Source organism: Mesorhizobium sp. M0040 (genome assembly GCF_040323505.1).
Taxonomy (GTDB): domain Bacteria; phylum Pseudomonadota; class Alphaproteobacteria; order Rhizobiales; family Rhizobiaceae; genus Mesorhizobium.
This window is the reverse complement of the sequence record NZ_JAMYVA010000009.1, coordinates 111,240-134,214: the sequence shown is the minus strand read 5'-3', so window position 1 is coordinate 134,214 and position 22,975 is coordinate 111,240. Positions and strand designations below refer to the sequence as shown.

Annotated in this window: 29 protein-coding genes and 1 pseudogene; 14 read left to right on the top strand and 16 right to left on the bottom strand. The window is 59.7% G+C overall.

Going from position 1 to position 22,975, the window contains the following annotated elements; genetic code table 11:
* The first annotated feature begins 107 nt into the window (after positions 1–107).
* Together nirK and NKJ91_RS11050 are read left to right on the top strand one after the other, a co-directional pair.
* On the top strand, positions 108–1,214 hold the full coding sequence (gene nirK / locus NKJ91_RS11055; RefSeq protein WP_352455560.1) for a copper-containing nitrite reductase: 1,107 nt from the start codon (positions 108–110) through the stop codon (positions 1,212–1,214).
* 39 nt (positions 1,215–1,253) lie between these two features.
* Positions 1,254–2,135, top strand: coding sequence for an SUMF1/EgtB/PvdO family nonheme iron enzyme (locus NKJ91_RS11050; RefSeq protein WP_502903571.1), 882 nt, complete (start codon positions 1,254–1,256; stop codon positions 2,133–2,135).
* Positions 2,136–2,193: 58 nt separating this feature from the next.
* On the opposite strand, the gene NKJ91_RS11045 is transcribed toward NKJ91_RS11050, so the two are convergent.
* Both NKJ91_RS11045 and NKJ91_RS11040 read right to left on the bottom strand, forming a co-directional pair.
* Positions 2,194–3,369, bottom strand: a complete 1,176-nt coding sequence (locus NKJ91_RS11045; protein WP_352455559.1) for an NnrS family protein — start codon at positions 3,367–3,369, stop codon at positions 2,194–2,196.
* A 102-nt stretch (positions 3,370–3,471) separates the two neighbouring features.
* Positions 3,472–3,909: a pseudoazurin gene (locus tag NKJ91_RS11040; RefSeq protein WP_352455558.1), complete on the bottom strand. Its 438-nt coding sequence runs from the start codon at positions 3,907–3,909 to the stop codon at positions 3,472–3,474.
* Between the two features lie 151 nt (positions 3,910–4,060).
* Here NKJ91_RS11040 and NKJ91_RS11035 point away from each other — a divergent pair, with 151 nt between their 5' ends.
* Complete coding sequence (locus NKJ91_RS11035; protein WP_352455557.1) at positions 4,061–4,762, top strand: Crp/Fnr family transcriptional regulator; 702 nt, start codon at positions 4,061–4,063, stop codon at positions 4,760–4,762.
* 4 nt (positions 4,763–4,766) lie between these two features.
* Here NKJ91_RS11035 and NKJ91_RS11030 read toward each other — a convergent pair whose 3' ends face one another.
* The 5 genes from NKJ91_RS11030 to NKJ91_RS11010 all read right to left on the bottom strand — a co-directional run bounded on the left by NKJ91_RS11030 (position 4,767) and on the right by NKJ91_RS11010 (position 6,921).
* On the bottom strand, positions 4,767–4,952 hold the full coding sequence (locus NKJ91_RS11030; protein WP_352455630.1) for a DUF1858 domain-containing protein: 186 nt from the start codon (positions 4,950–4,952) through the stop codon (positions 4,767–4,769).
* Between the two features lie 133 nt (positions 4,953–5,085).
* Positions 5,086–5,229, bottom strand: coding sequence for a hypothetical protein (locus NKJ91_RS11025; protein ID WP_352455556.1), 144 nt, complete (start codon positions 5,227–5,229; stop codon positions 5,086–5,088).
* A gap of 65 nt (positions 5,230–5,294) precedes the next feature.
* Entirely contained in the window at positions 5,295–5,753 is a 459-nt protein-coding gene (locus tag NKJ91_RS11020) for an RrF2 family transcriptional regulator (protein ID WP_352455555.1), read from the bottom strand.
* Between the two features lie 55 nt (positions 5,754–5,808).
* Entirely contained in the window at positions 5,809–6,279 is a 471-nt protein-coding gene (locus tag NKJ91_RS11015) for a group III truncated hemoglobin (RefSeq protein ID WP_352455554.1), read from the bottom strand.
* 372 nt (positions 6,280–6,651) lie between these two features.
* Positions 6,652–6,921, bottom strand: coding sequence for a DUF6455 family protein (locus tag NKJ91_RS11010; protein WP_352455553.1), 270 nt, complete (start codon positions 6,919–6,921; stop codon positions 6,652–6,654).
* Positions 6,922–7,274: 353 nt separating this feature from the next.
* Here NKJ91_RS11010 and NKJ91_RS11005 point away from each other — a divergent pair, with 353 nt between their 5' ends.
* The 3 genes from NKJ91_RS11005 (at position 7,275) to fixJ (ending at position 9,998) form a co-directional block, all read left to right on the top strand.
* On the top strand, positions 7,275–7,496 hold the full coding sequence (locus NKJ91_RS11005; RefSeq protein ID WP_352455552.1) for a hypothetical protein: 222 nt from the start codon (positions 7,275–7,277) through the stop codon (positions 7,494–7,496).
* Positions 7,497–7,906: 410 nt separating this feature from the next.
* Complete coding sequence (locus tag NKJ91_RS11000; RefSeq protein WP_352455629.1) at positions 7,907–9,394, top strand: PAS domain S-box protein; 1,488 nt, start codon at positions 7,907–7,909, stop codon at positions 9,392–9,394.
* A complete protein-coding gene (gene fixJ, locus NKJ91_RS10995) occupies positions 9,384–9,998 on the top strand; it encodes a response regulator FixJ (RefSeq protein WP_352455551.1) in 615 nt (204 codons plus the stop codon). The genes NKJ91_RS11000 and fixJ overlap by 11 nt, the downstream gene beginning before the upstream one ends.
* Here the strand turns inward: fixJ and NKJ91_RS10990 are convergent.
* A complete protein-coding gene (locus NKJ91_RS10990) occupies positions 9,995–10,219 on the bottom strand; it encodes a hypothetical protein (protein ID WP_352455550.1) in 225 nt (74 codons plus the stop codon). The genes fixJ and NKJ91_RS10990 overlap by 4 nt on opposite strands.
* Positions 10,220–10,493: 274 nt before the next feature.
* Here NKJ91_RS10990 and NKJ91_RS10985 point away from each other — a divergent pair, with 274 nt between their 5' ends.
* The 4 genes and pseudogenes from NKJ91_RS10985 (at position 10,494) to NKJ91_RS10970 (ending at position 12,374) form a co-directional block, all read left to right on the top strand.
* Positions 10,494–10,940: a pyridoxamine 5'-phosphate oxidase family protein gene (locus NKJ91_RS10985; protein ID WP_352455549.1), complete on the top strand. Its 447-nt coding sequence runs from the start codon at positions 10,494–10,496 to the stop codon at positions 10,938–10,940.
* Positions 10,941–11,101: 161 nt separating this feature from the next.
* Positions 11,102–11,373 (top strand): annotated as a pseudogene (locus tag NKJ91_RS10980) (thioredoxin domain-containing protein); the annotation flags it as partial.
* A complete protein-coding gene (locus NKJ91_RS10975; RefSeq protein WP_352455639.1) occupies positions 11,336–11,683 on the top strand; it encodes a hypothetical protein in 348 nt (115 codons plus the stop codon). The pseudogene NKJ91_RS10980 and the gene NKJ91_RS10975, both read left to right, overlap by 38 nt.
* A 244-nt stretch (positions 11,684–11,927) precedes the next feature.
* A complete protein-coding gene (locus NKJ91_RS10970) occupies positions 11,928–12,374 on the top strand; it encodes a pyridoxamine 5'-phosphate oxidase family protein (RefSeq protein WP_352455548.1) in 447 nt (148 codons plus the stop codon).
* Between the two features lie 311 nt (positions 12,375–12,685).
* Here the strand turns inward: NKJ91_RS10970 and NKJ91_RS10965 are convergent, their stop codons facing one another.
* The 5 genes from NKJ91_RS10965 to NKJ91_RS10945 all read right to left on the bottom strand — a co-directional run bounded on the left by NKJ91_RS10965 (position 12,686) and on the right by NKJ91_RS10945 (position 15,790).
* Entirely contained in the window at positions 12,686–12,943 is a 258-nt protein-coding gene (locus NKJ91_RS10965; protein WP_352455547.1) for a hypothetical protein, read from the bottom strand.
* 2 nt (positions 12,944–12,945) lie between these two features.
* Positions 12,946–13,260, bottom strand: a complete 315-nt coding sequence (locus NKJ91_RS10960; RefSeq protein WP_352455546.1) for a hypothetical protein — start codon at positions 13,258–13,260, stop codon at positions 12,946–12,948.
* A gap of 48 nt (positions 13,261–13,308) precedes the next feature.
* The gene (locus tag NKJ91_RS10955; RefSeq protein ID WP_352455545.1) at positions 13,309–13,500 is read right to left on the bottom strand and encodes a hypothetical protein; all 192 of its coding nucleotides are present in this window, start codon (positions 13,498–13,500) and stop codon (positions 13,309–13,311) included.
* 260 nt (positions 13,501–13,760) lie between these two features.
* A complete protein-coding gene (locus tag NKJ91_RS10950; RefSeq protein ID WP_352455544.1) occupies positions 13,761–15,122 on the bottom strand; it encodes a glucoamylase family protein in 1,362 nt (453 codons plus the stop codon).
* A gap of 23 nt (positions 15,123–15,145) precedes the next feature.
* Positions 15,146–15,790, bottom strand: a complete 645-nt coding sequence (locus NKJ91_RS10945) for a CBS domain-containing protein (RefSeq protein WP_352455543.1) — start codon at positions 15,788–15,790, stop codon at positions 15,146–15,148.
* A 302-nt stretch (positions 15,791–16,092) separates the two neighbouring features.
* On the opposite strand from NKJ91_RS10945, the gene NKJ91_RS10940 reads away from it, so the two are divergent.
* The 4 genes from NKJ91_RS10940 (at position 16,093) to NKJ91_RS10925 (ending at position 21,399) form a co-directional block, all read left to right on the top strand.
* Positions 16,093–16,800, top strand: coding sequence for an ABC transporter ATP-binding protein (locus NKJ91_RS10940; RefSeq protein ID WP_352455542.1), 708 nt, complete (start codon positions 16,093–16,095; stop codon positions 16,798–16,800).
* A gap of 5 nt (positions 16,801–16,805) precedes the next feature.
* Complete coding sequence (locus tag NKJ91_RS10935) at positions 16,806–19,169, top strand: ABC transporter permease (RefSeq protein ID WP_352455628.1); 2,364 nt, start codon at positions 16,806–16,808, stop codon at positions 19,167–19,169.
* Positions 19,170–19,172: 3 nt separating this feature from the next.
* Positions 19,173–20,399, top strand: coding sequence for an efflux RND transporter periplasmic adaptor subunit (locus tag NKJ91_RS10930; protein ID WP_352455541.1), 1,227 nt, complete (start codon positions 19,173–19,175; stop codon positions 20,397–20,399).
* A 631-nt stretch (positions 20,400–21,030) separates the two neighbouring features.
* A complete protein-coding gene (locus tag NKJ91_RS10925; RefSeq protein ID WP_352455540.1) occupies positions 21,031–21,399 on the top strand; it encodes a hypothetical protein in 369 nt (122 codons plus the stop codon).
* 30 nt (positions 21,400–21,429) lie between these two features.
* On the opposite strand, the gene NKJ91_RS10920 is transcribed toward NKJ91_RS10925, so the two are convergent.
* The 3 genes from NKJ91_RS10920 to NKJ91_RS10910 are packed head-to-tail and all read right to left on the bottom strand — an operon-like array spanning position 21,430 to position 22,416.
* Positions 21,430–21,714 (bottom strand): copper-binding protein, encoded by a 285-nt coding sequence (locus NKJ91_RS10920; protein WP_352455535.1) that lies wholly within the window; start codon positions 21,712–21,714, stop codon positions 21,430–21,432.
* A 25-nt stretch (positions 21,715–21,739) separates the two neighbouring features.
* Positions 21,740–22,228: a cupredoxin domain-containing protein gene (locus NKJ91_RS10915; protein ID WP_352455534.1), complete on the bottom strand. Its 489-nt coding sequence runs from the start codon at positions 22,226–22,228 to the stop codon at positions 21,740–21,742.
* Between the two features lie 41 nt (positions 22,229–22,269).
* On the bottom strand, positions 22,270–22,416 hold the full coding sequence (locus NKJ91_RS10910; RefSeq protein WP_352455539.1) for a hypothetical protein: 147 nt from the start codon (positions 22,414–22,416) through the stop codon (positions 22,270–22,272).
* Positions 22,417–22,975: the final 559 nt, after the last annotated feature.

The window sequence follows — 22,975 nt, the reverse complement described above, 5'->3', positions numbered from 1 at the left end:
TTGCTGCCTAACACTGAACGCCACCAATTTGCGCCAGCGCAAAGAAACGCTGCGTCAGGCCAGATACCTTCTGCTCATCCGCAACGGTTGAGAGATAGGAGACTGACATGATCACGCGACGCGACGCCCTTTTCGGAGCAGCGATTGGCGCTGCCACCGTGGCGGCACTGCCGGTATTTTCGGCAACGGTGACAAAGACGGACATTCGAGGGCTCGCCCGCGAAAAGATCGAGCTCGTGGCACCGCCCTTTGTGCATCCGCACGATCAGATCGCCACGGGTGGACCGAAAATCGTCGAGTTCACCATGACCATCGCGGAAAAGCCCGTCGTCATCGATGCCGACGGCACGACGCTCAATGCGATGACCTATAACGGCTCGATTCCTAGCCCTCTGATGGTCGTGCATCAGGACGACTATGTCGAACTGACGCTCATCAATCCCGACACCAACTCACTCGCTCACAACATCGATTTCCACGCCGCAACCGGCGCGCTGGGCGGCGGCGCCCTGACGCTGATCAATCCCGGCGAGCAGGTGACCTTGCGCTTCAAGGCAACCCGAACGGGTACGTTCGTCTATCACTGCGCACCTGGCGGCGCGATGATCCCATGGCATGTCGTCTCCGGCATGAGCGGCGCCATCATGATCCTGCCGCGCGATGGGCTCAGGAACGACAAGGGCGAACCGGTAAAGTACGACAAGATCTTCTACATCGGCGAGAACGACTTCTATATTCCGCGCGACGAGAAGGGCAACTTCAAGACCTACGAATCGGCCGGCGACGGTTACGACGACATCGTCAAGGTCATGCGCGGGCTGATCCCGACGCATGTGGTGTTCAATGGCAAGGTCGGTTCGCTGACCGGCGACAATGCGATGAAGGCGAAGGTCGGCGAGACCGTGTTGATCGTCCATTCGCAGGCCAACCGCGATACGCGACCGCATCTGATCGGTGGCCACGGCGACTATGTCTGGGAACAGGGCAAATTCGCCAATCCGCCTGCCAAGGATCTAGAAACCTGGTTCATCCGTGGCGGCTCCGCGGGGTCGGCGCTCTACACGTTCCTGCAGCCCGGCGTCTACGCCTATGTCAATCACAATCTGATCGAGGCCGTGGAACTCGGTGCGACCGCTCACTTTATGGTCGAGGGCGAATGGAATGACGACCTGATGACGCAGGTCGAGGCGCCGACACCCCTCGCCACCAACTGACGGCACTCCAATTTGCCCGGACAGCGATGCTGTCCGGGCATGGACAAAGCGATGTCTCCATTGATCCTCAAGGTTCTTCCGGTCGCCCTGGTTGCCGCTGCCGTTCCGGCAGGGCTCTCGATACAGACGGTCTTCGGGGATCGACAACCTCACCCCATCGCTATGACGATTACCTTGCTTTCCGGTTCGATCACCTATCCGACGCCAGGGGAGTTCCTGATGGAGGGACGCCCGCAAGCCAATCCCCGCCTCAAGCGGCAACTCAACAGACCTCTCGAAATCATGGCCTACCAGATCAGCACGGCCGACTATGCAGACTGCGTGTCGGCAGGAAGCTGTCAGCCGGCACAGGAGACGCGCGCGATCCCAAGCAACGCTCCCGTAACTGGAGTGAGCTATCTCGATGCCAATGCCTACGCCCGGTGGTATTCGCAAGTGACGGGCGACCAATGGCGGCTGCCATCCGACGAAGAATGGGCGTTTGCCGCGGCGGAGCGGTTCGCAGGGGAATTTGAGGGTGTCGAAAACGATGCCAACAACCCCGCCAGACGCTGGCTCACCAGCTACAAGGCCGAGGTGGACCTCGATCGCAAACCGGACCCGTTGCCCAAGAGCCGCGGCTCTTTTGGTTTCAATTCCCTGGGCCTCGCCGACTTTTCCGGCAATGTCTGGGAGTGGACTTCGACTTGCTATGTCCGCACCACATTGGCTGCGGATGGAAGCGGCGTTGCGAGTTCGGTCGACAATTGCGGCGTCCACGTCCTTGAAGGGCTTCACAGAGCCTACATGTCGAACTTCGTCAGCGACGGAAAAAGCGGCGGCTGTGCCGTTGGCACGCCTCCCGACAATCTGGGTTTCAGGCTGGTCCGGGACCATCGGGGGTGGGCGAACCGTATCGTCGGCTACCTCGGCATTGCCTGACAAATCAGAAGCGGCTTTTCCATTCGCGTTTCGACGGTCGCCTGCTCTCCCCGCCGCCTCACCGCACCTTTGGCCTCATCAACGCACTTCCATAGATCAGAATGAAGCCGGCAAATGCCGCCACCCATGCGGTGCCGGCCATGTCGATCACTATGTCATAGGGGACGAAGGCAGCCAGGATTCTCAATGATCCTGCGAGGAGGACGGCTCCAAAAATGAACGAGGCGCCTTTTCCAGCCTTGAGCTCTCGCCCGGTGTGACCGAGCGTTGCGCGGGTCATCACGGCAAGCGTCATCGCGCCGACCGCGCCAGTTCCGAGTGCGTGGAGTCCCGCCGCCGCCGGCACGGCATCGGGGAAGAAGATCGACACCGAGACAAGGGCGAGACCGACCGGCACGAAGGCATATGCGAGATGGAGTACGAGCACCAGCGGATCCCGCAAGGTGCGCTCGCCGGCCCACCGCGACAAGCGCCACGCCTGGCTGATTGCAGCGGCCGCCAGGAGCATTCCTGAGGCGCTGTTGTCGGGCGCGAACGTCCATGCTCCCAGCGCGATGGCTGAGATGGCTATCGATGCCATGTCAAAACGGTCGAACGGAGCAGGCAGCCGGCCAGGATTTTCGCGGACGAGCCAGTTGCGGGTGAAGCTCGGAATGATGCGCCCGCCAATTAGCGAGATGAGCATGATCGCCGCGGCCATGCCGAGCCTGCGGCTGATGTCCGATGTGCCTTGGCGATGCGCCTCGATATGGAACGTGCCGTTGGCGCCAGCCAGGACGGCAAGCGGCAGCAGTACTTTCAGGTTGCGCCAGTTCCGTCCTGCGACGATCTCGCGGGCCGCCGCGGCAGCAACCGCAAGCAGAAATGAGCCATCGATCACGGCGGCTGCTTCCCAGCCGATATCCGCCGAGACAAAGACAGCGACACGGCCGGCAAGCCACAGGACCACCAGCGCCAGCAGCGGCAGGCCTTGCACAGGCAGCCGGCCGGTCCAGTTGGGAATGGCGGTCAGCAAGAACCCGGTAACGATCGCCGACAGATAGCCGAACAGCATCTCGTGAATGTGCCAGTCGACGGGAACGAACGCACTGTGGGCATTGAGTTCGCCGGCATACATCGGCAGCCAAAGCAGAATGGAGAGCGCCGCATACAGCGACCCAAGGAAGAAGAACGGCCTGAATCCGTAGGAAAGAAATGCGGGCCCGGTGTAGGCCCGCAGGCGTGGAATCCCCATGATTTGCGTCTCCAAATGAACAGGGCCGGATGAACCGCCGCCCTCGGTCCGTCCGGCCCGCGCCCGCGCTTTATGTGGCGGGCATGGCTGTATCGAATGCTGTCAGTTGGCCGGGATCTGGGTGAACAGGTCGGCGAACACTGTCTTTGCCTTCCCGGGATGCTTGACCGCTTTGGCGGTATCGAGATTGACCGGCTTGCCGACAACGATCAGCGCGACCATGCCCATGCCGTAGTGCGGCGCGCATTTGACGCCATACACACCTTCCTGGGTGAGTGTGACGGTGATCTCCTCGCTGGGCTTTCCCTTGAAAGGCTCAGCGCCATCCGGAAGCATGCCCTTGATCGACTCTGCGTCATGGCTCTTGTCGGTCGGCACGAACTTGACGGTATCGCCGGGTACTGCCTTGACGAAGGCCGGCTGGAAAACCATTGCGCTCTTTTCGCCCTTGTTGAGCATTTGCACCACATGCTCTTCCGCGCTTGCGCCGCCGGCCAGCGCGAGGATGGAGATTGCGGCGGCGAGAATGGTGAGTTTCATCGGTTCGTCCTTTTGTTTCGTCGTCACGGCATTTGGCCGTTCCATGCCTTTTAGCCTGACAAGCCCCGGCAGAATTTGCGCTGGCGCAAACTCGGAGTAGAAAGGTCTCCCGCATGACTGATGCGGAACCAGAGGGCTGTGAGGGATCCGCTTGGCTGCGCTAGACCGATCGCTGATATCGCGGCTGCCGCTCTTCCAGGCACTGACGCCCGACGAGCAGAGCGAGATCCTGCGAGATGCGCGGTCGTCTCGCTATGCCAAGGAGACGACGATCTTCGCGCAGGAAGCCGATGCCCATTCCTTCTTCGTGCTGATCGCCGGGCACATCCGCGTGGTTCGCACCACGCCGGATGGACAGCAGGTCATCGCTAGATACATCAGCGAAGGCGAGATCTTTGGCGTCGCCGCAGCCCTTGGCCGGACGACTTACCCCGCCAGCGCAGTCGCGGCGGTGGACTGCGTGGTGTTGGCCTGGCCCAACGCGCTATGGCCGGAACTGGCGAAGCGGTTTCCTGCGTTTGGGGCGACCACCTACCGGACAGTCGGAAACAGGCTGCAAGAAACCCAGACGCGGGTTGTGGAGATGTCCACTGAACAGGTGGAGCAGCGCGTTGCTCACGCGCTGCTGCGACTGGCAAATCAGACTGGTCGGAACACCGACAGCGGCATCGAAATCGACTTTCCGATCTCGAGGCAGGACATTGCCGAAATGACGGGGACGACACTGCACACGGTCAGCCGGCTGCTCAGCAAATGGGAAGAGAATGGGATAATTGCCAGCGGACGCCAGAAAGTCACTGTCAAGGACGCGCACCGGCTTGTGGTCCTCTCAGGGAGTCGAACCAAGCGCTGATTTATCACCTGCGCGCTCGAACAGCCGATTCCAAATCCACCAGGAAGGCGGTCTCATTGGTCTGATGCTCTCGGCACGCCTCAGCGACCGTATGGAAGGTACCGATTGGACAACCGACGCAAAGCATCCTGTATCTCAGCACGACAGCCACCGTTGCCGGCCATTTTCTCATGATCTCGTCGACGACCATGTCGGAATTGAACGAACTGAGCTCCTTCACGATGAAGTCTCCGCCATTGCGAAGCGTCTTAATAGATTCCTCTCAGGCCGCCTTCTTTGCGCTTTCGCAACTTTGATGAGCATTGCCGTTTGGCTAGGAAAAGCTAGACAAACGTCATGACCATAATTGCACCGATGACAATCAGAACAAGCCCGCCGATCAGCATAGGGAGCAGCGTGTTGTTCAGGTCGACGCCCGACTCGAATTGGTTGGCCACCGGTGTGTCATTTTTGTCTGGGTCAGTCATGCTTGTCTCCACGGGCCGGCAGACGCGAACCGCGCGGCGTTGTGGTTGAATTGTCGATCGAGGCCTTACCCATGCTTATCGTACGCCGAAGCTTCGTATGCAGGCAGCCCGCCGACAAAGTCCTGGGGCATCAATGCGACGTCGGCCAGCGTGTAACGATCAAGGGTGTTCTGGAAGGAGGCCATCGCGTCGCCGAACATTCCTGAAAGTTTGCAGCGGCCGGTGAGCACGCACTGATTTCCGGTCCCGAAGCACTCCACAAGCGCGAAATCTGGCTCCGTCAGCCGTACCACGTCGCCGATCCGGATCATCTCGGGGCTCCGCCCGAGGGCTAGCCCACCGGAGCGACCGCGGACCGCTTTCAAGTAACCGCCGCGAGTCAGGGTGTTGGCGACCTTGTTGAGGTGCGTTTTGGATACCTTGAACGTGCGTGCCACCTCCTCGATCGTGATCAGGCGATCACCGGCAGAGGCCGCGTACATTAGCATCCTCAAGGCGTAGTCCGAGAAATTGGTCAACCGCACTAACGGTTCCTCTTCGCAATTCTGGTACAGGAGCCACTTACAATCCAACCCCGCATCACAGGTCCTTCTCGACGATCGGTTCTATGCCCATCGTAGTCTCGCCACGGCTGAAGGCGACCGCGAGACGGAAGCTGTGAGCTATGCGCAGTGCGCGGTCCATGAACAGCGCCGCAACCTCGGGTGGGCAAACACGGCGCACCGTTGCGCGAAACAGCTTTAGCCAACGCCGGAAATGCGCCACTCCAAGGCCGGAGATCGCCAGGTGTGGCGGTAATGGACGGCCCTCATAACGGGACGACCGGAGCAGCGTAGCGGACCAGAAGTCGCACATCTTAGCCAGATGGCGCGGCCAAGCCTCAGGATGGATAGCGTTATGAAAGATGGGGCCGAGAAGGTCGTCGCGGCGAATCTCATCATAAAAGCCGTCAACCACAAGACGGATCATGGCCTCGTCAAGCACGTCTGGCAACGGGGTACCACCGATGACGATCGTTTTGTTGCTCCGACCATTCGCAATCATGTGCATGCTCTTGGTTTTCGAAGACCCAAAGACCTCAAAATAATTCCCACACTCAAACAGCTCCGCAACGCACCGAGTGAAGTCGCGTCCACGATGACGATTGATGCATTGGCTTCAAAGGAGACCTTCGTCGGTATGGGTCGGAATCGCGCCTTAAAGAAACATTGTCAATATATCTTATTGGCGGGCAGCTCGTGGCTAGAGGGCCGGTCGGCTGTTTAATGAGAGTGGAGTTGCAGGCATTCGCGGGCGGTGTCCGCCGGAACGCCATCAGCCAGCAGGTGCGAAACATTGGGCGAGCAATGACCGCCCAGGAAATCGAGGAGCTGCAGCACGCGGCCTTGGTGACGCGATCTGCGGTATGCCTGCACGACCGCTCTATCGTTGGCCGGCTGCGTGCTGCAGCCGTGCGATCAGGTCGCGGTTACGGCAATAGTCTGGCGGATCATCAGCTTGCTGGTGTTCATCAAGCCAAGTCGAGCATTCATCCTGGTGCCCGCAGGAGCGACACCGGTCGACCGCTCGATTGGTGACGGCAATATGGTCCGGAACGATCTTCAAATATTTGTCGACGCCGAGCTTCTGCATCATGCGGCTCATCAAGGCGGTCCTGGCGTCAACTGAAATCAAGTAGTCGAGAAAACTCATGTCGTTTCGCTCCCGTTTTCTGGCAGATCATTGCGATATCGGCGACCGCTGCATTGATCTCGGTCAACAGGCGTCTCCCTCGTGGCGATATCGTGCGTGACTCAAGCGACGGGCGTGAAGGTCCTGATGCGACCGGCGGCTAATACAACATGAAGCGGTTGATGCTGCTCTCTTCGATCAGCGTACGCGTGACGCCGCCGAACGCCTATTCCCGCAGGCGGCTATGACCGCATGCGTGATGCCGTGGTGCTCGAGAAAGACGGGGACGTCCGCGAGGCTGTCATAGATGCTTTCGTCGCGTTTAGTACCGATTGCAGCGACAGGACTTCATTTGGCCTTGGCCAGAAAAGGGAATGCATCGGCTATCGCTCGCCGCGCTGCCGGTGTCTTTCCAGGCAGCCAGCACGGTTTTTGCAATGACATGTTCGACATTGCTTGCGGTGACCAGGACTGGCCGGCCGGTGCCGAGTGTCGAATTCGGCACCCAGTTCGGCGAGCCGCTTTCCAATTTCCGTTCGCTGAAACTGCATGATTTCACCTTCATGGACCAACCATGCCGTCGCCGGCCGCGATGAGCTGCGGGACGTCTGCAGCCGCCAGGCCGATAAGGTGAGCCCCGAACCGTTCCGCAGGCTCGATCCCCAACTTCACCATGGCTGCAGGAGGTGCATCTACGGCAAGATTTAAATAATTGACTTGTAGCACATTTGTGGTCGGCTTTCGCTGGAGCGTTTGGATGCTATGATGAAGTGCATCCGCCGGCACTCGACGCCTTGATGCGTGTCAAATGACACTACTCACCGGATCCCGAACCTCTGACTACGCCGGTTTTTGCGTGTGCAGAAAGAGCGATGAATGATAGTTAGACTGCGTTGCGGGTTCCCTGATCAAAGGACTTGATTTGGACGACAAACAAACACGTGACCTGTCGACCGGCGTTCGCGCCGAAGGGCGGGTCGCGGCCGAACACGACCGGCTCTCCCAGATGTTCGAGCAGGCCCCTGGTTTCATGACCTTGATGCGTGAGCCGGGTCATGTCTTCGAGCTGACCAATGCCGCCTATCAACGTCTGATTGGCCACAGGCAAGTGATAGGAAGGTCGGTACGCGAGGCCCTGCCCGAGCTCGAAGGCCAAGGATTCTATGAACTGCTGGACCAAGTATACGAAACGGGCAAGCCCTACAGAGGTCAAGGCGTGAAGGTCGCCCTTCGCAACAAGGACGGCGAGCCGGTCGATGAACGCATCCTCGATTTCGTATATCAGCCCATCAAGGCTGACGATGGTCGCATCACTGCGATCTTCGTCGAAGGCACCGACGTCAGCGAACTCTCCTATGCAAACGCCGCACTTCGACTGCGCGAAGATCATTTGCGTTCGATCCTGGCGACAGTGCCCGATGCAATGGTGGTCATCGACGAACAAGGCCGTATTCAATCCTTTAGCACGGCTGCCGAAACGCTGTTCGGCTACCAGTCCAGCGAAGTCATCGGCCAGAATGTCAATCTGCTGATGCCGTCGCCCTACCGCGAAGAGCATGATGCCTATCTTCACCGCTATTTGGCGACAGGGGAGCGCCGGATCATCGGGCTCGGTCGCATCGTCACTGGAATGCGCAAGGACGGCTCGACCTTTCCGATGGAACTCTCTGTCGGCGAGATGCATCCGGGAACCGGGCGCTTCTTTACCGGCTTCTGCCGCGACTTGACCGAACGCCACCGGGCGGAGGCAAGAATACAGGAGCAGCAGCTGGAGCTTCTCCACATGGCGCGGTTTACTGCGCTCGGCGAAATGGCCTCGACACTTGCCCACGAGATCAACCAGCCGCTCACCGCCATTACGAACTACCTTAAAGGCAGCCGGCGGCTTCTCGAAAAAAGCATGGAAGATAACGCGCCGATGCTGAGGGAGGCCGTCGAAAAGGCAGCGGAACAGGCCTTGAGGGCCGGAGACGTCATTCGCCACCTTCGGGACTTCGTCGCAAGAGGCGAGAGCGAGCGCCAGGTCGAACGGCTGCCGGCGATTATCAAGGAAGCCTCGTCACTGGCCCTGGTCGGCGCAAGAGAAATAGATGTCCGCGTCAGCTACAACCTTGATCCCGCCGCCGAACTGGTCTTGACCGACCGCATCCAGATTCAGCAGGTTCTGCTCAACTTGATGCGCAACGCGATAGAAGCCATGCAAGGCGTGCCACGCCGCGAGTTGCAAGTCATAACCGCGGCCCGTGACGACGGCATGGCAGAGGTAAGCGTGATCGACACCGGCACTGGTCTCGCGCCGGAAGTCTCCGCCCAGCTTTTCCAGCCATTTGTCACCACCAAGAAACAGGGCATGGGCGTCGGCCTCTCTATTTGCCGTACCATCGTTGAGTCGCATGGTGGCCACATCTGGGCCGAGGCAATACCGACTGGAGGAACCGCGTTCCGGTTCACCTTGCGCATCGTGGAGAAGGAAGAGGTCGCCGATGACCGGTAACCATCTGGTGCACGTGGTCGACGACGACGTCGACGTTCGCAAATCGCTTGGTTTTCTCTTGGCGACGGCTGATTTCGCCGTGCGCCTGTACGAATCGGCGACAGCTTTTCTGGCTACGGCCACGGGCAATCTCGACGGCTGCATTGTGACCGATGTGCGCATGCCGGGCATTGACGGCATCGAGTTCCTGCGACAGCTCCGGAGCCGCGGGCATACGCTTCCGGTCATCGTCATGACGGGTCATGCCGATGTGGCCCTCGCTGTTCAGGCGATGAAGGAAGGTGCCGCCGACTTCATCGAAAAGCCGTTTGACGACGAGGTGCTGATCGAAGCGATCCGCTCCGCATTGGACAGTCGCAATCGGACGGAGGCGACACACCCACAAGGCGTGGAAATCCGTGGTCGTCTGGCGGCCCTGTCGGAGCGGGAGCGACAAGTGCTGGACGGCCTTGTGTCCGGCCTGCCGAACAAGACGATTGCCTATGACCTCGGCATCAGCCCGCGCACGGTCGAGATCCATCGCGCCAATGTCATGAGCAAGATGGCCGCGAGCAGTCTGTCGCATCTCGTGCGCATGGCTTTGGTTGTGGAGTCCAAACGTTAAAGCGAGTCAGTAAGAGACCTGTGGTTGTTTGCCGGGATCGCATCCGGCACCCAGTCTCGCCAGTGGGTCGGGTGAACGTCGATGCGTGCGCGGGTGGCGGCGTTCTTCCAGCCTTCCCGCTCCTTGATGCAAGGAAAGACAAGCGCATGTTCGCCGTCCTCGTCGAGGACGGCCAGTTCCAGCTCACGATCGAACGGAGCGCTTGAGATCGGCTTCCACATCATCCCCTATGATGGGTGGGAGCAGCAGGCCCCGCCTTGATCTGGATCATTTTCCAAATCCCCACTCCGGTATGGACGCTGACACTGACGTGGGCCGCCATGCGAGTCCCCGGCGGGCCTAGCCATGGTTGTCGATTCATCTGTCGGCCGACCGACTCCTTGATCGTGATCAATGACCTCCCTGGCGGCAGGGCTACGATCCGCGATGCCGAATACCAGAGTCGATGGAGCACCGGCGACACCGTGCTGTCACGAAAAACAGGAGATCGCGCCGATGCTGATCCGCACGCTTTCTGCTTTGGAATGTACAAAATTGCTGACGGCCAACCGGGTCGGCCACTTGGCATGCGCTAAGGATGGACACCCCTACGTCGTGCCATTCTACTATGCCCACGCCGACAATCACCTCTATGCATTTTCCATGCGGGGCAAAAAGGTCGACTGGATGCGTGCCAATCCGCTGGTGTGCGTCCAGGTCGACGAACGCGGCCAAGGGCGGGCATGGAGAAGCGTGGTTGTCGATGGTGTCTATGAAGAACTGCCTGATCGGATCGGCTACAAAGTTCAGCGCGACCATGCGTGGTCGGTGTTGAGCAAGCACGTCGACTGGTGGGAGCCTGGCGCTCTGAAGCCGGTTACGCCTCCTGTTTCGGACAGCACTCCGCATGTTTTCTTCAGGATCGTTATCAAGCAGGCATCGGGTCGGGAAGCAAAGGAATAGCGTGCTTCCCGTTCCGAACAGCGCGGGCGCACAGCCGCTGTGGATTGTGCCGTGCAATCCGTTTTCACGCCAATTCGTCCATCGCGCAAAAAAACATTGGAAGTCCGAGCCAGCTTGGGGATAGGCACTCTGTGGCGCATGTATACCAGTGGTGAAGGGCGATGGCGCAGGAAAATCTGGTGGTGTGCAGCAAATGCGCGGAATCAATCGACTGCCGCCAGCGCGCGATGCCAAAAACGCAAAATGCGGAAAGTGCGGGAAAAAGCTGTTCTCAGGCCACCCCGAGGACGTCGATGCACGAACGTTCGATCGTCAGCTCAAGCGAGGCACCCTTCCCGTTGTCGTGGATGTCTGGGCGCCATGGTGCGGGCCCTGCAAGATGATGGCGCCCGCATATGAAGCCGCAGCAAACGAACTGGAACCGCATGTTCGCCGCGCTCGGCCTCATGTTCGCAACATGTAGCGTTGTCATGTTCGCGGTCCAGGGACTTGTCTTCTCGCCGCTCGTCAGCCCGGCAGCGGCGAGGCTGCTTGTGGCTCCTGCCTTCCTGGTGATGGCGATGGGTCTGGCGGTTGTGCCGATACTTGCCGGGCTCACAGAAATGCTGTTTGCGGTTTCCGTTGTTTCGGCTTCGGCCGGCGTGATCAGCCCGCTGCCCGCCTACTGGGTGTCGCGCATCAGTGCACGACGCCAAGGTATGGAACTCGGCATCGAGTCGGCAGCGGTCAGCCTCGGGCGTTAGTGGACTCCGCGGCCGCCGGCCTGCTGTTCGGGGTTCCCCGGGCTGGAAGGCGCCGCCTTCTTCGCCGCTGCCGCAGCAATGGGCCTCGCCGCGATTGCAAGCCTGAAGCTGCCGCTGCCATTCGCGCGCGCACATTCCGAGGCGCGGTCGAGCCCTGCCGACCGAGCGGACGCAGCAGTTTGATCCACGTCATTGCGAGTGCGGCTGCCAGGATGTGAAATACAAAAAACAGGAGATCGCATCGATGCTGATCCGCACGCTGTCTTCACTGGAATGTACGAAGTTGCTAGCGGCCAATCGTATTGGCCACTTGGCATGCGCGAAGGACGGGCAACCCTACGTCGTGTGTTTCAACTACGCCTACGCTGACACTCACCTCTACGCGTTTTCCTTGCTAGGCAAGAAGATCGAGTGGATGAGAGCCAATCCCTTGGTGTGCGCCCAGGTCGAGGAACACGGCCAAGGACGCGGATGGAGAAGCGTCATTGTCGACGGCCGCTTTGAAGAACTGAGTGACCGGACCGGCCACGAGTTTCAACGCGGTCATGCATGGGCAGTGTTGAGCAAGCACACGGACTGGTGGGAGCCTGGCGCGCTCAGGCCGATCACACCTCCCGTGTCAGACAGCACACCGCACGTTTTCTTCCGGATTCTCGTAGAAGAAATTTCGGGCCGGGAGGCAATAGAATAGGCTGTTTTCCGGTAGATTGACGCGTTGCACGGAACGCAAGCACCTGGCTGACAGTGGATTGCGCCGGGCCGATCGTTTTCAGCCTTTGAATTCTCAGCTCGACATTTCGATCGGCGCCGATGATCGCGAACGTGTGCCGGTGGCAAGGGGAAGCTATAGATCGCGCGAACTTGGCCGCTTTCGATGGACCATGCCCGCGCCCAACTCAAGGAAGTTTCTTCTCTACCTGCCCTGGATGAGGTCCATGACAGGCGGGAACGTTAGCAATACGCCTACCGCCAGCAACGCGAAGGACACAGAAAGGACCTTTGTCATTTCCACGTTCTTTGGGCCCACCTGCGCGAAAGGATAAACCAGGCAATCAACCAGACGATGACTGCGCTGGTCGAGACGCCGGACAAGGCGCCGGTTGGTGTATAAAACGTGAAAAAGTGGTTGAGTGATGTAAAGGCATCGCCGGCCAAGGCGAATATCCCCATAGCGGCAGATCCAATTCCAGCGGCCAGGATGGCGGCCGCACCGGGACCGTTGGGAATCTCGTCAGGCCTGATAGGCTTGATATTGGCCATGACTATTCGCCCTCCTGTTCACCGGCGATGATTTCAATCATCGCGCCACCACGAACCGGGGCGTATTTGTTGAGAAACGCCCCGAAAGCACCCGCTACACCAGCCGCCACGAAGGCAACAACCGCGAAGCCGATGACGGCCGTGCGGATTTCTTTCTGCCTGGCCAAAGCCGGTCCGTATTTGGCGAAGACATAGGCGACCATCGTCATGGCAATTGGCGCAAGCCAAGCCACGTGTTCTTTCCACTCCATCCCCAAGCTATGCCACGCGGATGTCTTCGGGTTGGAGGTCAGCAGAAATTTTGGATAGTCCGCCAAATCGGTAACCCCTGGGGGCACCGCCGATCGATAGCACGGATACACTATCTAGGCACCCGACAGCACCGCACCCCAGGCAAGGAAGACCATTATCGAGAGATAAAGCAAAAGCAGATTGTGTTCTCTGGCGCTTGGGATGGATGGGGCTCCAGGCGCAGACATTCGATAAAGTTCGGCAAGCGCCGCCGAAAACGCCAGCATGAACAGCGCCCCAAACCCCATGCCGTGGAATACTGTCATAGACTGGAATCAATTTGCGATATTTTGTGGCTTCATTTCCTGCTTCGTTATCCAAGGCACCTAGCCGCAGCTATTGGCGGCCGGTGCCAATAAGGTCGCGAGCACGGATTCGATCCCGCATCCGTCGAACGTGATTTCCATAGCGGTTTGCTGGCCGGGGCCGGCGCCGAATTGTCCGGGAACGCTTCGCCAAAGGAAAGGTCGTGACTACGACGCTCCCCTGTTTCAGGGCTTTGTTCATTCGCCCGCGGCCAAGCCGATCAAGCAGTTGGTGCCGGACCTGGTTCAAGCTCCCTCAACCAGCCGCCCTCGAACCCCGCCCGTTGCAAGCCGCTGCGGATGTACCGGCACGAGCGCATCAGCAGCCACAAGAGGCCGCTGCGGTCGTTCTCGATCATCAGGACAACCGGGCCTTCGTTGAGGCCGAAGTGCCAAGGCGAAACCCACCATCCAAAGGCGTTGCCGAATGTCCCCGGATGCGTCGGGTTGAAGGCCGCCTTGAAGCCATAGGCCTTGGCGGCCTTGAGCTTGGCCTGGTGGATGCAGAAGCTGATCGCCGGTCGGACGATTTCAGGAGCAAACGGCAAGGATGCCGCGACAGCCCACGGGGCGAGCGTGCCATCGTCGGGACCATAAGGAACACCGCGCCCGACATAGCCCTCGAACCGGCGCTCGATGCCGTTCAAGTTGAGTGTCGAAGGGCCGGGACCCTCGCTTGCGGTGATGCCCCAGCAGTTTTCGCCATAACCCTCGAATCCACGCGGATTGTCCACGGCGTAGCGCTGCTGGACGAAGGTGGCGCGTCGGCTGTTTTCGAAATAGTCGCTTCCTTTGCAGCGCATGAAGGCATCCTGCACGCCACGAAAATCGATCCATACGTGCGAGAGCTGGTGGATGAACAGCGGTCCCGCATAGAGGTAATCGTAGCCGTAACAGGTCTCCCATCGGAAGGTCGCGGTCCACGCAGTGTAGCTGCTCGGGGGCAAAGGGTGTGTCGGCGAACCTAGTCCCAGGACATAGAGCAAGAGCGCTTCGTCGTAGCCTTGCCAGCGATATTTCAGGAACCCGTGCTCAGGAGTCCAGCCATGGGTTACGGTGTCTCCCCCGTCCTGTGCCCAGCGCCAGTCGGCCCGGTGGTAGAGCGCTTCCGCTAAGCCGCGGATCTCGGCTTCGGCCTCGGTCTCTTCGTCGAAATACTGCCCTGCAGCCAGCGCGCCAGCCAGCAGCAACGTGCTGTCGATGGTCGACAACTCGCATTGCCAGGCCCGTCGGCCGGTCTGCATATCCAGGAAGTGGTAGAAGAAGCCGCGATATCCCGTGGCGTCCGGTTCCAGGCCCTGTGGACTGTTCCAGAAGAAGCGCAACGTTGTCAAAGTGCGTTCAACAGCCGCGGCTCGCGTCATGAACCCGCGCTCGACGCCCACTGGATAGCATGCCAGCGCAAGGCCGGTGGCCGCGATGCTTGCCGGCCAATTCGCCTCGGTCTTGTCCACGATGAGACCGTTGGCGGGGTTCGCCTCATGGATGAAGTAATCGAATGTCTCCCGCTGCAGGGCCGCAAGATCGTCTTGCATGGCTGAGGTGTTCGCGACGCTGTTGGTCTCGGGAGAATGCGCTCGCATCGCGGTGCGTTCCCCCCCGCTGTTCACGGATGCGCCAGACACAGATGGTCGAACACACCTTTGACGCCCCTGACGCCTTCGGCAACCACGCGCACAGCATCCCGTTCACTCTGCGATCTGACCGCACCCGAAAAATGCACCAGGCCATCAGTCACCATAAGCGTTAACGCGTCTGCTTCGACCCCTGCGTCCTCTCGCAGCCGTGTAAGAATGCTGCGCCGGATCGCATCGTCACCTGCCGCCGTAGCGTGGTCAAACCTCGTCGCAACGACGACGCGCAGAAGATCGGCGCGGCTGACGACGCCGACCAGACGCTGTCCTCTCATCACCGGAATGCGCTTTATGCCGTGCTCCTGCATCAGCGCAACAATTCGCGCTATCGGGGTTTCCTCGTCCGCCACGATGACATCCGAGGTCATCAGATCCGCCACTTTCCAGCTGTGGCCCTTCACATAGCTGCGCGGTGCACCTATCGGAAATACTGGGGCACCCAGTTCTGACCTGCGCAGGAAATCACCCTCGCTCACAATTCCAGCCAGGCGGCCTTCGTCATCGACGACAGGCATGCCGCTGATGCGATGATCCAGCATGATCCGCGCTGCATGTCTTACGCTGTGGTCAGGCGACACGGCAACAATGTTTGGACTCATTACATCCTTTGCTTTCATCTGCCTCATCCTTGGCTCAGTTCAAGTGAACAGGCGCCCGAGCGCCAATCGGCGGCATCGTACCGTAAATGCCGCCGACCTCTTTGAGGCAAGTCAATGCCGGTTCCGAACCGACCGGTGCGGGCGACTCGACTGCTCCCACAACATGTCGAGCGGCTACCGGAACACATGACCGCCCCCGAAGCGGTTTTGATTTGTATCAATGTCGCGCTCACCTCGACGGGTGACTGTGCCATGCGACCTCGCGGATTGATGTCTGCGCCGACGCGACAAGTGCCTCGAACATGCGATCCCTGGCGGCCATGGCTGATACTGTCTTCACCGCAAGAGCGCTGACCAAAACCTACACGTCGGGCGAGACGCAAGTGCTTGCGTTGCGTAAGCTGGATCTTGAGATCGCGGCGGGAGAGATGGTCGTTCTGCTTGGACCGTCGGGCAGCGGGAAGTCGACCCTGCTCAACATCATGGGCGGGCTTGACCACGCCACGAGCGGCCAGTTGTTCTTCAGGGACCAGGTACTGACCAACCTCGATGATCGGGGGCTGACTGCCTATCGGCGGCAGCACGTCGGGTTCGTTTTCCAGTTCTACAACCTGATCCCCAGCCTGACCGCTTATGAAAATGTCGCTCTCGTCACGGAGATTTCCGATCATCCGATGCGCCCGGAGGAGGCTTTGGCGCTAGTCGGGCTTGAACCGAGGATGCACCATTTCCCGGCTCAATTGTCCGGTGGCGAACAGCAACGCGTGGCCATTGCCCGTGCCATCGCCAAGCGCCCGGACGTGTTGCTTTGCGACGAGCCGACAGGCGCGCTGGATTCCAAGACAGGCATCCGGGTAATCGAGGCACTGCTCGGCATCAATGCCCAGCTTGGCACCACGACACTCATCATCACGCACAACGCCAGCATCCAGGATGTCGCCGACCGCGTGCTGTTTTTCGCCGACGGGCAGATCTCCAGAATCCGCAAAAACGAGGTTCGCCGGACTGCTGCGGAACTTGTCTGGTGAACAGGATGGGCGCGCTGGACATCAAGCTCCTCCGCGACTTCGGGCGGCTCTGGGCACAAGCGCTTGCCATCGCCCTCGTCATTGCCGGAGGCGTGGCGACGCTCATCCTCGCCGTCGGATCCTACCGTTCCCTCGACGAGACGCGCACTGCCTACTACGAACGCTACCGCTTCGCCGACGTCTTTGCTTCGGTAAGCCGCGCGCCAAAAACGCTTGTCGACCGGATTGCCGAGATTCCCGGCGTTGCTTCGGTCGACACACGAATTGCCAAGCTCGTGCTGCTTGACATATCGGGTTATCTGGAGCCGGCGACAGGTGAAGTCATATCCCTGCCCGAAACCCAGGAGGCTTCGCTCAACCTGCTCTACATGCGTGTTGGTCGCATGCCGGAGCCCGGACGCGCCGAAGAGGTCGTCGTCAACGAGGGCTTTGCCTTGTCCCACGGCTTTCAGCCCGGGGCCCGATTCTCGGCAATATTGAACGGCCGGAAACGTGAATTGACGATTGTCGGGATCGCGCTGTCTCCCGAGTTCATCTACGCGGTCGGGCCAGGCGACATCATGCCGGACGATCGCCGCTTCGGCCTCATCTGGATGTCGGAAAAAGCGCTCGCCAGCGCCTACGATCTCGATGATGCGTTCTCGTCCGTGTCGTTGAAGCTGCTGCGGGGCGCGTCCGAGAGTGAGGTCATGATGCGCCTCGACGCCCTGCTTGAGCGCTATGGCGGACGAGCGGCCTACGGGCGCAAGGACCAGACTTCGCACGCCTGGCTGAACCACGAACTCGATATGCTCAACAACATGAGTCGGACGCTGCCGCCGATTTTCCTTTTGGTGTCGGCATTCCTGGTCAATCTCACACTGAGCCGGCTCGTAGCTCTGGAACGCGAGCAGATCGGGCTCATGAAGGCGCTGGGATACAACAACGCCAGCATCGTCATGCACTACCTCAAATTCATCACCGTCATCGTGATGATCGGCATTGTAATCGGCAGCGCAGCGGGCACTTGGCTGGGGATGCGCATCACCGGTCTGTTCGGCGACTTTTTCCACTTTCCGTTCCTCGTCTTCACAAAGAGCCCGGACCTCTACGTCATCGCCGCCTTCCTCAGTCTGGCGGCTGCAATCATCGGGGCGGTGCGCGCGCTTCGCGAGGTCGTGCGATTGGCGCCTGCCGTCGCGATGCAGGCGCCGGCGCCCCAGCGCTATCGCAGACTGCTGCCTGCGAGCTTCAAAGTCGACAGGTTGATGTCGCAGCCGACCACGATGATGTTGCGCAACATCACTCGTCATCCAGTCAGGTCGTTGTTCACGACGCTCGGAATTGCACTGGCGACAGCCATCCTGATCGTTTCCCTTTTCACGGGCGATGCGATGGAGCACCTGATCGACGTGACGTATTTCCTGGCCGACCGACAGGACGCCACCGTCAGTTTCGTGGAAAGACGCCCGCTCGACGTCGTCCTTCAGATAGCACGGCTTCCGGGCGTTCTCGCCGCGGAGCCGTACCGCGAGGTCCCCGTCCGCATAAGGAACGGCAACGTTCAGCGCCGCATCATGATCAGCGGCAGGCCGCGTAACGCCGATCTCAACCGCATCATTGATGTCGACCTGCGGCCGGTCGGCCTGCCAGAAGGGGGTCTGGCGATTTCGAGCATGCTTGCGAGTATCCTGGGAGTGAGGGTTGGCGATCCCGTCGAGCTCGACTTGCTGGAAGGAACAAGGCGGACCGTTGTCGTCCCTGTGGCAGCCCGGGTCGAAGACTACTTCGGCATCCGCGGGATGATGGATTCAGACACGCTCGCGCGCCTGATGCGCGAAGCGCCGTCACTGAACAGCGTCAATGTCAGCCTCGACCAGACCAGCCGTGAAGCGTTCTATGCTGCCATCAAGGACATGCCGATTGTCGGTGGCCTGGCTTTGCAGCGCGTCTCGCTTGCGAATTTCCGCAAACTGGTTGCCTTGCTGATCACGACAATGGCCAGCATCTACACCGGGCTGGCTGCCGTCATAGCGTTCGGTGTCGTCTACAACAGCGCCCGGATCTCGCTTTCCGAACGGGCGCGGGAGTTGGCCAGCTTGCGCGTCCTTGGCTTCACCCGGGGTGAAGTGTTGCGCATCCTCCTATTGGAACTCGCCCTGCTCACATTGATCGCGCAGCCGCCTGGATGGCTCATTGGCTATGGTCTTGCCTGGATTATGCAGAAGAACCTGGCCGGCGAACTGATGCGGGTGCGCCTGATCGTCGAGCAACCCACCTACGTCTTCGCCAGCACGATTGTGATCGCCGCGGCCGTGCTTTCTGCGCTCGTCGTTCGCCGAAGGCTCAACGAGCTGGACCTTGTCACCGTTCTCAAGACACGAGATTGAACCATGCGCACGATCTGGATGAAGCGAACGTTGGGCATTGCAGCGTTGACCATCTTGGGCGCCAGCGCCGTCTGGTTCGCATGGCCGCGGCCGATTGCAGTGGATCTTGCAACGGTGACGAAAGGTTCCATGGAAGTCACGATCGACGACGAAGCGAAAACGCGCGTGCGCCACGTCTATACAGTGTCGGCTCCCATCGCCGGCAAAGTCCTGCGCATCTCTCCGCCGCGTCACGTGGGAGATCAGGTCACCAAGGACGAAACCGTCGTGGCTGTGATGCAGCCGACACTGCCGAGCTTTCACGATGCGCGCACCCACGAGGAACTGCTGGCGGCGCTGGCTGCGGCCGATGCGACGGTAAACCTTGCGGCAGCCGAAATGCGCCGGATCGAGGCTGCGCTTGTATTTTCGAGAACGGAGTTGGGGCGGGCGGAGGCGCTGGCGCGCACAGAAGCGATCTCCCTAAAGGTTCTCGACACAGCCAAATTCGACGTTGAGACCAATGAAGCAGCGCTTGCCAGTGCGAAAGCCCAACTCGAGGTCCGCCGAAACGAGCGTAACAGCGTTGCAGCCCGGCTTGGTGAGCAGTCGGGAACCGCGCCGGAGCCAGATCCCGCCTGCTGCATACAGTTGCGCGCTCCCGTGGCAGGCAGCGTGCTGAAGATCATTCAGGAGAGCGAAGGGGTAGTCCAAGCCGGTGCACCGCTGATCGAAATCGGCGACCCGCTCGATCTCGAAATCGTCGCGGACCTGTTGTCGACCGACGCTGTCCGCATAAAGCAAGGCGCGCCGGTCTGGATCGACAACTGGGGTGGACTGCCGGTCCAGGGCCGCGTCTCCCGCGTCGATCCGGCGGGCTTCACCAAGGTTTCAGCCCTTGGCATCGAGGAACAACGGGTCCGCACGACGATCGACTTCACCGACCCTCCGGCGAAGTGGTCGGGGCTAGGACATGATTACCGCGTGATCGTGCATGTCACGATCTGGAAGGGCGATGACATCCTGGCCGTCCCGGTGGCTGCCCTGTTCCGACAAGGAGACGACTGGGCGGTATTCGCGGTAAGGGACGGCCATACACGGGTATCTATCATCAAGATCGGTCAGCGAAACAGCCGTACGGCGGAGGTTCTGTTGGGCCTTGCCCCAGGCGATCGCGTGGTACTGCACCCGAGCGACAGGGTCACGGACGGCGTGACCGTCGCGGAGCGCGATGTCCAATACTCTCAATAGCTAGTGTCGGAACGGCAAAGTCGATGGGAAAGGCGGCAACCAGCGGGAACTGGCGGGTGGACAACAAAGGACGACATTTATGGCGAGACGGCACTTCGACGGATTATGTTTGAACGTCTTCTTTTTAGTCCTCTCGCGGCGTCCCTCCGGTGAGTAGCAACGATGCCTCGGGTCAGGTCACGACATCGTCGTGATGACCTGAATGTCGGCCAGCTCTCATGTGTCGTCCCCGCCTAAAGCCAACCTGTCGCAATCAGCCCAAGGCTGACGAGCGGGCATGCGCCGCATATCGGCCGTTGAGGTCGAGCTTTGCTACCACGGGACCGGTCGATAGTGTCTCCTGATCTTCTTGTGAAACCGCTCACAAAGCCTAGGATCGCCAACGCTTCTACTCATGCTATGATCTCTTTAAGGCCATGCAAGAACAAGTAGTTTGTTCTTGCGGAGTCTATCGCCGCGCAAAGACATTGTGCTTAGCACCCGCATAATGAGCCTGCCAGCCGCCTTGTGCGCTGCAGGCGACGAGGACTATCCAGCCTCTGAACGTCTCCGCCAACGCCGACATGGACATTCGATTCGAACATTGACGCGAGAGGTGATAGTCTGACCTTGGAACCTTGGAAGGAGGAAAATGCGCGCCATTGCACTATTTGCCGGCGTGTTGGTGACTCCGCCCTCGATGGCGGCGGAGCAGCTGATCTTTTACACAGCTAGTTTTCCAGATGCCACGTCGGTCCAGCTCAGCGTCGTGAACAACAATGTCTCGCTATATGGGGACTATGACTTTGACGTCGCTATTGGCCTAGTCGAGACGGACGCGAACGGCGCCATCAGGTATGAAGATGGCGGCAGGCACCGTGCACAAGTTCGCTGTAACTATCCGGCATATGTGAGCGTAGGTGCGCGAAAATATCCCATAGAGATGCCTCTGAGCCGCTCCGCACGTGACGACTGGAAAGAAAATCTCTGGAGGATTTTCTGCCCGGCACCTTCATCCTGACTTCCGTACCCATGGCATTGCTCGACCGGGTTACTTGATACCGGTGACCGTGATGCGTCCGTTGACGCGATCGGCTGTGAACTCGATCGCCTGACCCGTTTTGACCTTGTCGAGCAGGCCCTGCTCGGCGACGACGAACACCATCGTCATCGCTGGCATGTCGAGATTGGTCAGCGGCCCATGCTTAATCGTCAGCTTCTGCTGTTTGGCGTCGACCTTGATGACTTCGCCCTTCACGTATTCCTGCGCAAGCGCGCTCCCGCCGATGGCGAGAACGAGCGCGAGCGTTGAGAGTGTCTTTACCAATAGTGTCATGACTGCTTCCTTTGTGTTTTCGAATTCAGTTGGCGACGCTGATGTCGCCCTTCATGCCGGAATCGTAGTGACCCGGCACAAGGCAGCCGAAACCGAATTCGCCGGCATTGGCGAACGTCCAGATGATCTCGCCTCTGGCGCCGGGCGCCAGCCGGATCGCGTTGGGATCGGCGTGCTCCATCTCGGGGAACTTCTCCATCAGCGCCTTGTGCTCCATGATCCCCTCATGGACGTCCATGACGAACTCGTGGTCGACTTGGCCTTTGTTGACGAACTTCAGGCGAACGGTCTCGCCCTTCCTCACCTTGAGGACGGCCGGCTGGAACAACATTTTTCCATCGTCCTTCTCCGACATCGAGATGTTGATAGTCCGCTTTGCCTTGCTCGCCTCGCCAGGGTTGCCGATCGGCATGGTGGCGGCTTTACCGCCATGGCCTCCGGCGTGGCTTCCACCGGCAAGAGCGGCTCCGGAACTGAGCGCCGTCAAAACGGCCGCTACGATCATACGTTTCATGCTGCACTTTCTCTCATTGTTGAGGTTGCGAGGTTCGGTTCTCATCCCTGTTTGCCGTGCGCTGCCGGAGCCATGTATTCGGGCCGGACCCGCCGTACCTTGTCGGTGACGTTCGACTTATCGAGGCCGAACACCGTCGGCACATCGTGATCCACCACGTTGGATCGTGTAATGCGACTTGTGGCCATCGATGCCAGTTTCTCGCTTTTCTGGTATCGAGCTCAACATCCACATGGCGCCGACGGGGTGTCGAGCGACATCTCCGACGATGCTAGGATCTTGTTTCAAACCGAGGTTCGCGCACTCGCGAGCGAAGGCCGTTGCAAGAACGCTATTGCTCGACGACACCATGCGCCACAACATTTTTCATACATTTTTGTAAGGCTTGCGTATGGCTCGTGGCCACCCGCGGGTGGTTGTCGACCTCGATGCAGATCTCTCAGGAACGGAATAGTGGACGACCCAGGCAACCCCGTGTGCGGCAATCTCCCAGCGCCTCAAGCAGACGCGACAGTCAAACATTCGTTTTCATTGATGTCTGGTTCCGCGCGCGCCCTTTTGCCTTTGAAGCATCATTGGATAATTGGATAGACATGCATCCCCGCAAAGAAACTGTGTCAGCCAGCAGCATGTGCCATTTCATAAGCTGACCTTCCGGACTTTGCTTTTGTCATGGCCACGCATGAGAATCACAAAAATGTAAATCGGAGCGAAGGTGCCCGTGAATTCGACCCGATAGCCTGTTGT